This is a genomic window from Anabaena sp. FACHB-1391 (assembly GCF_014696755.1).
GTDB lineage: Bacteria > Cyanobacteriota > Cyanobacteriia > Cyanobacteriales > Nostocaceae > Dolichospermum > Dolichospermum planctonicum.
On the sequence record NZ_JACJQS010000024.1, the window covers coordinates 55,853 to 66,567 of the forward strand.

Consider the following 10,715-nt stretch of genomic DNA (forward strand, 5'->3'; position numbering starts at 1 on the left):
GTCGGTGAGTATGTCAATTTTCCTTTACTCAATTTTGCTGTAATTCTTCTTTTAAGACTTGCTGATATATCTTAGGTAGAGAACGACTAACAGAATTAGTTTCTATACCATATCCTAAACTTGTCCAAGTCGGGGAAAGTTTTCGGAAAACGTCATTTATTTTTTGCTGACGTAATAGTGCCGGAATATTCACACCCCAAACTCGTGAGTCATTTAACCAACGGTAAACTACTGTATCTTGATACTCTGCTTCAAAACTATAGTTAGTCCAAAATATCTTATGTTGAGGTTTTGGGTGATAGCGGGGGGCAATTTGATGCCAAGTTGTGTTAATAATTTGATAGCGGCCAGCAGCAGTGGAACAGTTACCTGTATTTGGTCCAGTAACGATAGTCACACATTTTTCTGGGTGACGACTCAGATCATGGACTTGTTCACCACCATATAGAATAGAGTAGGGACGGTTACTATTGGCTTCACTGGCAGAAATAGTTCGCATTAATGCCCGGATATAAGGATCTCCACCCCGCATAACTAGAGGAGGCTGTTTTCTAGTAAATACAGGTTCGGGGGATGATTGGATATCCCCATAAATATACCATTGAAACAGGTACACAAATCCCAAAAGTGAGGCTATGGGAGCAATGAGTTTTTCTACACCTTTTAGTTCAAAGCTTTTCAGAATTTAACTCCTTTGAATTAATGATATTTGAGAAACTTTCAGTAGGCTAAGATAGCATTAGCCATATTGAAAATCATTAATATAGAAAAATAAACAAACTTCAAAATATACAAAAAACAAATTTATGGTGACAAACAACAGGAAATATCAATCTTTGGAAGTACAAGAGGCTATTTCAAGTATGAATGGAAACTTATCAGCTAATGATAATGTATTAATACAAGAGAACATAAGTCAAACTAGATTCTATGGGAGTTATCAAAATTGCATGGAAGTATATGCAAGCATGGAGCAGGTAGAGGCGTATTTTAACAATCATGCTTCATGGTTTAGCCGTTGTGCGGAACCTATGAAGGTAAACCCTTTGAGTGAAAATAGTTATGCTTTAGTTGTGGGTAAATTCGGTGCTTTTGGTTATGATGTAGAACCTAAGATTGGTTTGGAGTTATCAACCCTTCAAGATCGAAAATACCACATTCGGACTATTCCTTTACCTGATTATCAAGCTCCTGGTTATGAGGTAGATTATAAATCATTAACACGGTTAATAGATGGTGTGGATGGAATTACACGGGTGGAATGGGAATTAGATTTGGTAGTTGAGTTACACTTTCCCAAATTTATTCAGCGATTACCTCATGCTTTAATTCAGTCTACAGGCGATCGCATCCTAAATCAAATTGTTCATCAAATTTCCCGTCGTCTCACACACCAGGTAAAAAAAGACTTTTATAAATCTTTAAATATTCCGTTTCCACCAAGGAAATAAAGGAAATGCAAGTAATATACCATTTCCCATCTCAGTCAGATACAGGAATCGGGAAGTTGACCGCAGTGGAATAGGAAATGGTGCATGGTGCAATGAAAATCAGTCAATTACCCATTACCCATTACCCATTACCCATTACCCATTACCCATTACCCATTACCCATTACCCATGACTAATGATAATCTAAGCATTAGTTAAAATTCTCTGGATGATTTCGATACCAGAGAAAGCTTGCCAGGCAAAAAGTCCTAAAATAGCGAAATTTAACAATATATGCGTCATCCTGGCCCAATTTGCTCCTTTTTGCATAAAAGGAGACAGAGATGCAGAAAAAGCAATTAAACCTGTCATACTTAATCCAGCTAGGAGATGAGGTCCGACAAATAATTTACCATTATTAATGTAAGTAACAGCCATACCACCAATAGAACCTGCTACCATCAAAGCTAAGATGATAGAACCTATTTGGTGGTGTTTGATAGTATATCGTCCTTTAACTAGCTCTTTCTTTTCTTCACCTTGAGCATTTCTGGTACGCTGTACTTGCAACCCTAAATATGCAGCATAGAGGGAAAGCGCTAATAGTACCCACATGGTAGCTGGGTGAGCAAAATTCAGCCAAAATTTTATTGTTGGAGTCAATTCAAGAGCCATATTTTTTACTTCCCTTTATTAAATCTTCATAAAACTTAGCATATTTAGCAGATATTTATTTTCTTGACTCAGCAATTTTCCCGCCTTACTGAATTAGGATATGAAAGTGAAACATTCTAGCTAATAAGCTCTTACTCTCTGCGATTGTACGTCTAGACTGTGAAACATAATTCATATACATCTGATCAAATAGGATATAACCAATGACAGAAAATACAGGAAATAAAGATACCACATTGCTCAAGGCTGTGAAAAGTGGGGATATCAAAAATGTGTCCGCGCTGCTGGCTTATGGGGCTAATGTGGATACAACCGATAACCATGGAAATACGGTATTGATGTTAGCTGCGAATTTAGGTTATACGGAAATTGTGCGATCGCTCTTAGATGCTGGTGCTAATATTAACTTATTTAGAAAAACCTATCACTTAACAGCATTAATGCTGGCTGCTAGTGCTAATCAGATAGATGTTGTCAAGCTATTAATCTCTAGAGGAGCAAATGTTAATGCTATTAATGAAGATGGTAGTACAGCATTAATGATAGCAGCACTGAAGGGTTATATTGAAATTGGACAAATCTTATTAGGTGCGGGTGCTGATGTAAAGATTACTGACAAAGATAATGACACCGCGTTAAAGCTTGCAGTCAAACACAAACATCCGGTCATGGTCAAAGCATTAACACAAAATAACAATATTGTCAATAGTCAAGATCGGGGAGGTGAGACAGTATTAATGATGTCCGCAGATTTAGGCTACTTAGAAATAGTACAAGCATTGATATCATCTGGGGCTGATGTTAATATCAAAAATGTTGATCATCAAACAGCATTATTAGCAGCTACAGCAACAGGAAATACCGATATTATAACTGCTTTATTAGATGCAGGTGCAGAAATTAATCACCAAGATCAAGAAGGGGAAACAGCGTTACATTTAGCCGTTGTGGAAGAATATATTGATGTAGTCAAGATCTTACTACAAAGAGGGGCAGATGTGCAAATTAGAAATCATTTGGGAGATACACCTTTACTAATAGCAGCATTCCAGGGGTATAGTGATATAGTAGCAGTTTTGCTGGCTGCTGGTGCAGATATGGAAAAGAAAAATTTTGGAGAAGTTGCGCTGACATTAGCAGTGTCTCAAGGACATTTCCCAACAGTAAAATTATTACTTGATTATGGTGCAGATATAAATAAATTAGCAGATGATGGTAAAACTGCTTTAGTTAAAGCCATAACTGCAAATTATCCCGAAATATTTCAGTTATTACTAGCAAAAGCAGCAAATGTAAACTTACAAAACTCTTCGGGAACAACGGCTTTAATGTGGGCTGTAGCGGAAGGTTATAGTCAAGCTGTGGAGATGTTACTACAATTTGGGGCGGATGTCAATTTAAAAAACCAGGGTGGTTATACAGCTTTAATGATTGCAGAATTTAATAATTATCGGGGTATTAGCAAAATATTAAGAGAAGCTGGAGCGCGGGAATAATTTATTTAGAGTAATTTATTTAATTTATGTTTAATTTAGAAATGGGAAATTGAAAAAAAGAGAAACATCAAGATGAAATATTTAGAGGGTGAAAAGAAGTAAATTTACCTTTTACCTTTACCTTCTTTCTACCTTGATGTTTCCTACTGTGCTAGATATGAATAATATATATTTTTTGATTTTGATTTGTAGTATTAAAATTAGCATTTTCTAGGTAAAAAAAACTACTTTTACCACCAATACATCCATCCTAAGTCTGATTTTATCCATATTTTCAATAGTTAGGAGTAACTATAAAGAAAAAATTAAAATTATTATTTTCAATATCCCGAATCAGAGGATTTTAAAAAAGTCGCAAAGTTGACAAAAGAACCTTTATGTAGACGTTCCTGATGTAGGGATTTTCGGCTCTACATTCTTTTTTACCAGATGTCTAATACTGTACAAATATCCTCTAATTTAGGAATTTTCATCTTTCTAAATTTAACGTTATCACGCCTATAAATACTGGCATATACATGAAGTTAATGTATAAAAAGATTCTAAATATTAACTTTTGTGAAAATTGTGGGGCTAGGAAGAGAAAATACTTCCTATGTTACTAAACAATAGCCTTAACTGTGATAAAATAAACAAGAACTATTGCTGCTAACTACAGCAGATGAAAACTTACTACTGAAAATGCAGGTGAAGGCAAAGCAATTATTAAACCAGGTGAGAACCCTATCATCTAGAATCTTGAGTAGCGATAAACCATTTTATCGTCGTTTTTGGTTTTGGGCGGGTTTAGGTGTAGGTGGTGGAATGATTGCTTTCCATTACATAATCTTAGAAATAGATAAAAACTTACCAAATCATTCGGCACTCAAAGCAGTAGTGCGAGAGCAAACACTGACTATTAAAGCTGCTGATGGTACTGTGTTACAACAGCAAGGTGAAGCAACTAGAGAGCAGTTGCAACTAGAACAAATACCAGATCATCTCAAAAAGGCCTTTATTTCTTCAGAAGACCGAAGATTTAATCAACACAATGGAGTTGATATCCAAGGGATTATGAGAGCGGTGATTAATAATTTGCGATCGCAAGATGTGGTAGAAGGTGGTAGTACCATTACCCAACAGGTAGCCCGCATTCTCTTCCTCAAACAAGAAAAAACCTTCTGGCGTAAACTGAAAGAAATCCGGTTAGCCCAAAAAATAGAGCAGCAATTAACAAAAGATCAGATTCTCGAACGTTATCTAAATCTTGTCTATTTAGGCTCTGGTGCTTATGGTGTGGGCGATGCAGCTTGGGTATACTTTAGTAAGTCCGTAGATCAACTTACCTTATCAGAAATGGCCACTTTGGCTGGTTTAGCTCCCGCACCTAACGTCTATGCACCAGACAAAAACCTAAAAGCAGCCACAGAACGGCGAAATCTGGTGTTGCAGCGGATGGAAGAAGATGGCATAATTACACCAGTACAAAAACAAGCCGCTATTCAAGAACCATTAATAGTTAACAGCAACTTACCCAAACGGTGGCAGGTAGATTCTCCCTACTTTACTACTTATATTCAAAAGGAATTACCAAAGCACCTTTCTCCTGATATCTTGGCTAGTGGTGGTTTAGTGGTAGAAACTAGTTTAAACCCAACTTGGCAAAAAGCCGCAGAAGCAGCAGTCACAAAAATCTTGAAAAATGAAGGACGGTGGCAAAACTTTAAAGAAGCGGCTCTGGTGGCCATAGATCCTCGAAATGGGGAAATTCAGGCCATGGTGGGAGGAAAAGACTTTGGTAAAAACCAATTTAATCGCGTTACTCAGGCACAAAGACAACCAGGATCAACTTTTAAAGGATTTGTCTATGCTACAGCGATCGCAACAGGTAAAAACCCTTACGATAGCTATTTAGATGAACCTTTATCAATAGATGGTTATGAGCCAAAAAACTACCATGACAACTTCTCCGGCTGGTTAAATATGAGGGATGCTCTCACCAAATCCGTAAATACAATTGCTGTGAAAGTATTAATAGATGCGGGTTTTCAACCAACCATTAAATTGGCCCATGAGATGGGAATTAAATCAGAACTAAAACCTACCTATTCTTTAGCTCTTGGTTCTAATGAAGTCAACTTATTAGAACTAACTAATGCTTATGGTACATTTGCTACCCAAGGAAATTATATAGAAGCCCACGGGATTCGTCGCATCCTCAACCGCGAAGGGAATGTCATTTGGTCTGCTAAATATGAACCTAAGCAAGTTTTAGATGCTGATAGTAGTACCATTATGACTTGGATGTTAAAAAATGTTGTTACAGATGGAACTGGGGCTGCGGCTGAATTAAATGATAGACAAGTGGCCGGAAAAACAGGAACTTCTGATGAAGCCCGTGATTTATGGTTTATTGGTTATATTCCCCAAGTTGTCACTGGAGTATGGTTAGGAAATGATGATAATACCCCAACCTATGGTAGTAGTGGTAGTGCTGCTTATGCTTGGCATGAATTTATGGAGAAAGCAGTAGAGGGAATGTCTGTAGAAAAATTTCCCAGCTTGCCCAAACTAGAAAACCGCAAAGGTAGTATTAAAGCTGAACCTATCAAACCTAAAAAAGTTATCCGTAGAGTGATTAATGATAATGATCAAAAATCAGATCGGGATAATACTGAAAATTCTGATTCATCGAGTAGAAGTAGACGCAGACGACGCTATTACCAGTCGGAAGATACAACAGAAAACACCCCCAGACGCAGACGACGCTATTCTCAGTCGGAAGATACAACAGAAAACACCCCCAGACGCAGACGACGTTATTCTCAGTCGGAAGATACAACAGATAGTACATCCAGACGCAGACGACGTTATTCTCAGTCGGAAGATACAACAGATAGTACATCCAGACGCAGACGACGTTATTCTCAGTCGGAAGATACAACAGATAGTAGAAGTAGACGCAGACGACGCTATTCTCAGGAAGAAAATAACACATCTGCCTCCTCTCGTAGAGAAAGACGATATCGCAGCGAGGAATCACGCTCTGAAAATTTATCTTCTTCAACAGAGAATAATTCTGGAGCATCTTCACCACCACAACCTTCCTGGAGAGAAAGACTTAAACCCAATTCTTCACCAGGATTATAAATTAATATTACAGCAAGTAGCTTTGAGTGAGGTACACTTTGTGCGGGCAAGATGCCCGCACCACAAGAGTTTTATCATTAATATCTGTACTTCATAAACGGATAACTGCTGTATGTCTTTGAATAGGAAAGATTTTTCCTAGGACAGATGTAGGTGATCCGCTTAGTTTATACTTTATGAAGAAGTGTAACCTACATTAAGCGAATATCCTCATGAGTTATTTATTGCTCCAAGTTCAAGCCGAAGCGACGGGAAATCACTTTCCCTTAGCTTTTACTTTGGTGTATGTAGTCGGTTTTATCGCTGCTGTTACCATTGGTTCAATTGCCTGGTACAATTCCAAACGTCCCCCAGGTTGGGAGAGTAAAGAACGTCCTAACATTGTCCCCAAGGTCGAGAAGGAATCATAGGACTGACGCAAATCTCACCAAAAATTCTAATTTTTTGATACAGCAAGTTCAGATTGAGTGAGGTACACCTTATGCGGGCAAGATGCCCGCACCACAAGAGTTTTATCATTAATATCTGTACTTTATAATGCTGGGAACTGCTGTAATTTTTTGTTGGTTTGTAGTCAGGGCTAAAGGTCAGGTCGGTAAGCTCTACTGCGGGCAAGATGCCCGCACCACAAGAGTTTTATCATTAATATCTGTACTTTATAATGCTGGGAACTGCTGTAATTTTTTGTTGGTTTGTAGTCAGGGCTAAAGGTCAGGTCGGTAAGCTCTACTGCGGGCAAGATGCCCGCACCACAAGAGTTTTATCATTAATATCTGTACTTTATAATGCTGGGAACTGCTGTAATTTTTTGTTGGTTTGTAGTCAGGGCTAAAGGTCAGGTCGGTAAGCTCTACTGCGGGCAAGATGCCCGCACCACAAGAGTTTTATCATTTTACCCATTACCCATTACCCATTACCCATTACCCATTACCCATTACCCATTACCTAATTCTGTACGTCAACACAACGCCGGTAGAGCTTTTGAATTTGCTTCAACAGTGTAGTGTGTGCTGCTTGGTTAGCACCACTAGACTTACTTAACTCTGTCAATTGGGTGAGGAGTCTTGCTTCTTCAATGGCTATATCACCATCACTATAAATCAAGCCACTTATCGCTTCAATTAAATTCTCATAATCTTCCTGTGTTGGGCGATCGCCTAAATATTCTTTCACCCATTTATAACAGTCCTTAGGATTCACTGGCACTAATTCATACAACCAAGGCTTAATTTCAGGGTCACTAGCTAAACCCTTAGCTTGCGCTATTTCCCGCAAATATTGCCGTTCTTCCGGCTGGATTTTACCATCAATCCAAGCTGCTCCAATCAGGATTTTTACTAGGTTTTTGACATGGGAATTATTAACCATTGCTGCCTCCTCTGGTAGATTCCGGCTTTGATTAGATCTTACAATCACTGTTGATATTCACTGAGAATCCTTAGATTTTTTTAAGCGCACCATGAAAAAACCATCCATATCCTGTTGGTGAGGCCAGACTTTCAACCAACCAGGAGTAGTATGATTGAATAACTCAAAAGGGTGCGGCTCTATTTGCCAATGGGGGTTGACTGCTAAAAATTCCGAAATGACCTGCTCATTCTCCTCTGGGTGTAATGTACAAGTTGCATAAACTAAAACGCCTCCAGTCTTGACAAAAGTTGCATTATGTGATAATAATTGTTTCTGTAATTGGCAAAGTTCTTGTACTGAATTAGGGGTTTGTCGCCAACGCGCATCAGCGTGTCTGTGCATAGTTCCCAAACCGGAACAAGGAGCATCAAGTAATACACAGTCAGCAGTTTGAGAGAATTGCGGTAAATTGCGGCTATCTCCTATATAAGTATGAATAGATTGTAAATGCAGTCGTTGGGCATTTTCCTTTAATTTGCGTAACCGAGAAGCTGTTTGATCACAAGCCCAGATTTTACCCTCATCTCCTATTAATTCCGCAATATGGGTAGTTTTTCCCCCTGGTGCTGCACAAGCATCAATTACCACGTCACCAGGTTTAGGGTCAAGCAAATAACCAACTAACTGGGCGCTACTATCTTGGACTGTCCACCAACCTGCACAGAAGCCGGGTAAATTTTGAATTGGTCCGTTGTTACCAATTAATCGTAAAGCTTGGGGTAAATTAGGAATAGATTTAACTAAAATACCAGCAGCTTCAAAAGCTGATTTTACCTCTTTTAAGGAACTACGCAGGATATTTATTCTTAAATCAATTGTCGGGGTTTGATTCATCCAGATACACAGTTTTTCTGTTTCTTCAAAACCCAATTGTGATAACCACACTTCAATTATCCAATTGGGAAAACTGTGTAAAATTCCCAATTTTTCTATGGGATTTTCTGGTAAAATTAAAGGTTCTAAAGACTTTTCTAAAAGTCGAAGATATTGACGTAATAAACCATTCACAAAACCAGTTAAACCAGGAAAACCATTTTCTTTGGCTAATTCAACGGTGGTATTTACGGCCGCAGAAACAGGGATTCTTTCCTGATACCGCAGTTGATAAAAACCCAGATGTAAAATCGTGCGGAGGTCTTTTGGTTGTTGTTGGTTTTTCTTGGTAGCAAGTTGGTCAATGATAGCATCTAAAGTGCGTTGTCTTCTCACACTACCATAAACTAATTCTGTCATTAACCGGCGATCGTTGTCCGGTAACTTAAACTTTTGTAATACCCGGTCTAGAGCCACATCAGTATAAGCTCCTTTATGAACTTCTTTGAGGGCAATAAAAGCTACTTGGCGGGGGTTGGTCATGAAATTAAGTGAATAGGTGACAGGGGACAGGGGACAGTGAATAGGTGACAGGTGACAGTGAATAGGTGACAGGTGACAGGTGACAGGGGACAGGTGACAGGGGACAGGTGACAGGGGACAGGTGACAGGGGACAGGTGACAGGTGACAGGTGACAGGGGACAGGGGACAGGGGACAGGGGACAGTGAATAGGTGACAGGGGACAGGTGACAGGGGACAGGGGACAGGGGACAGGTGACAGGTGACAGGTGACAGTGAATAGGGGACAGGGGACAGGTGACAGGGGACAGGTGACAGCCAAATAGTAGGGTGTGTTAGCGACTAGTAATGCACCATTGATGAAGAATTTGGGTGTAGCATAGCGATAGCGAAGCGCTGCTGCAAGCAGTTCGCTACATTCTACCTATATAATATAGTAACGCATCATTTTAGATCTTCATCCTGTACATCCTTTCATCCTGGATATTATCTCGACTTACTTCGGCAAGTGTTACAGTGAGCTTGTCGAACTGCTCAGTACAAGTCGCGGTAGTTGAGCGTAGTCGAAACTCGATAACCACCTGATTCTGACAAATGTAAAAGCATGAATGTTACCAGAGTATTATGTATATGACACTAATTAACACACATTAAATTTAAAAAATACGGTTGTACTTCTGACTTTAATCAATTACGATCATATTGTGACAAGGTTTTATTACGTGAAGTTGCTCATTTTCTACCCCATATAACAAAAACCTACAGTACCAGGTGTAAAGGAAAAAATTATGTCTAATAACTCTTTCCTCCGTCAAACCGCAACAACAATTGTTTTTATTGATGCCTCCCTTTCCGACTATCACACCCTCCAAGCAGGAATTATCGAAGGCGTAAAAACAGTTATTATTTCCCCAGAGCAAGACGGAATTGAGCAAGTTAGCCAAATTTTACAACAACATCCCCACATCACCACCATTCACATCCTTTCCCACGGTGCGCCCGGATGCTTATATTTAGGCAATAGTCAACTAAACTTAACTAATATTCATAATTACACCCAACAATTACAACATTGGCAACCTCAGAATATTTTACTATATGGTTGTAACGTCGCATCTGGGGATGCAGGGGCAGAATTTATTCACAAATTACATCAAATTACCAACGCCACCATTAGCGCCTCCACCACAAAAACCGGCAATGCAGCATTAGGGGGAAATTGGCAGTTAGAGGTGAATAT

General features: G+C 39.0%; 9 protein-coding genes. 5 read left to right on the top strand and 4 right to left on the bottom strand.

Annotated elements, in window-relative coordinates; translation table 11 throughout:
• Positions 1 to 28: 28 nt before the first annotated feature.
• Positions 29 to 682 carry a glycoside hydrolase family protein gene (locus H6F62_RS12925; protein ID WP_199306431.1) on the bottom strand — a complete coding sequence of 218 codons (654 nt, stop codon included), beginning with the start codon at positions 680 to 682 and terminating at the stop codon, positions 29 to 31.
• 124 nt (positions 683 to 806) lie between these two features.
• On the opposite strand from H6F62_RS12925, the gene H6F62_RS12930 reads away from it, so the two are divergent.
• Positions 807 to 1,451 carry a DUF1997 domain-containing protein gene (locus tag H6F62_RS12930; RefSeq protein WP_190372216.1) on the top strand — a complete coding sequence of 215 codons (645 nt, stop codon included), beginning with the start codon at positions 807 to 809 and terminating at the stop codon, positions 1,449 to 1,451.
• A 184-nt stretch (positions 1,452 to 1,635) separates the two neighbouring features.
• Here H6F62_RS12930 and H6F62_RS12935 read toward each other — a convergent pair whose 3' ends face one another.
• Positions 1,636 to 2,106: a DUF4079 domain-containing protein gene (locus H6F62_RS12935; RefSeq protein ID WP_137908249.1), complete on the bottom strand. Its 471-nt coding sequence runs from the start codon at positions 2,104 to 2,106 to the stop codon at positions 1,636 to 1,638.
• Positions 2,107 to 2,309: 203 nt separating this feature from the next.
• Here H6F62_RS12935 and H6F62_RS12940 point away from each other — a divergent pair, with 203 nt between their 5' ends.
• From H6F62_RS12940 to H6F62_RS12950, 3 genes are all read left to right on the top strand, one after another.
• Positions 2,310 to 3,602: an ankyrin repeat domain-containing protein gene (locus H6F62_RS12940; protein ID WP_190372217.1), complete on the top strand. Its 1,293-nt coding sequence runs from the start codon at positions 2,310 to 2,312 to the stop codon at positions 3,600 to 3,602.
• Positions 3,603 to 4,283: 681 nt separating this feature from the next.
• Positions 4,284 to 6,731 carry a penicillin-binding protein 1A gene (locus H6F62_RS12945; RefSeq protein WP_190372221.1) on the top strand — a complete coding sequence of 816 codons (2,448 nt, stop codon included), beginning with the start codon at positions 4,284 to 4,286 and terminating at the stop codon, positions 6,729 to 6,731.
• A 212-nt stretch (positions 6,732 to 6,943) separates the two neighbouring features.
• The gene (locus H6F62_RS12950; RefSeq protein WP_137908247.1) at positions 6,944 to 7,141 is read left to right on the top strand and encodes a hypothetical protein; all 198 of its coding nucleotides are present in this window, start codon (positions 6,944 to 6,946) and stop codon (positions 7,139 to 7,141) included.
• Positions 7,142 to 7,676: 535 nt separating this feature from the next.
• On the opposite strand, the gene H6F62_RS12955 is transcribed toward H6F62_RS12950, so the two are convergent.
• Together H6F62_RS12955 and H6F62_RS12960 are read right to left on the bottom strand one after the other, a co-directional pair.
• Positions 7,677 to 8,099 (bottom strand): TerB family tellurite resistance protein, encoded by a 423-nt coding sequence (locus tag H6F62_RS12955; protein ID WP_137909665.1) that lies wholly within the window; start codon positions 8,097 to 8,099, stop codon positions 7,677 to 7,679.
• Positions 8,100 to 8,156: 57 nt separating this feature from the next.
• A complete protein-coding gene (locus H6F62_RS12960; RefSeq protein ID WP_137909664.1) occupies positions 8,157 to 9,497 on the bottom strand; it encodes a 16S rRNA (cytosine(967)-C(5))-methyltransferase in 1,341 nt (446 codons plus the stop codon).
• Positions 9,498 to 10,263: 766 nt separating this feature from the next.
• Here H6F62_RS12960 and H6F62_RS12965 point away from each other — a divergent pair.
• A partial coding sequence (locus H6F62_RS12965) for a DUF4347 domain-containing protein (protein ID WP_190372218.1) occupies positions 10,264 to 10,715 on the top strand: 452 nt, incomplete at its 3' end.

What these genes read in the sequence shown, in the direction of transcription:
- H6F62_RS12930 (WP_190372216.1), top strand. Translation starts at nt 807, where the DNA reads ATGGTGACAAACAACAGGAAATATCAATCTTTGGAAGTACAAGAGGCT.
- H6F62_RS12935 (WP_137908249.1), bottom strand. Translation starts at nt 2,106, where the DNA reads ATGGCTCTTGAATTGACTCCAACAATAAAATTTTGGCTGAATTTTGCT.
- H6F62_RS12940 (WP_190372217.1), top strand. Translation starts at nt 2,310, where the DNA reads ATGACAGAAAATACAGGAAATAAAGATACCACATTGCTCAAGGCTGTG.
- H6F62_RS12945 (WP_190372221.1), top strand. Translation starts at nt 4,284, where the DNA reads ATGCAGGTGAAGGCAAAGCAATTATTAAACCAGGTGAGAACCCTATCA.
- H6F62_RS12950 (WP_137908247.1), top strand. Translation starts at nt 6,944, where the DNA reads ATGAGTTATTTATTGCTCCAAGTTCAAGCCGAAGCGACGGGAAATCAC.
- H6F62_RS12955 (WP_137909665.1), bottom strand. Translation starts at nt 8,099, where the DNA reads ATGGTTAATAATTCCCATGTCAAAAACCTAGTAAAAATCCTGATTGGA.
- H6F62_RS12960 (WP_137909664.1), bottom strand. Translation starts at nt 9,497, where the DNA reads ATGACCAACCCCCGCCAAGTAGCTTTTATTGCCCTCAAAGAAGTTCAT.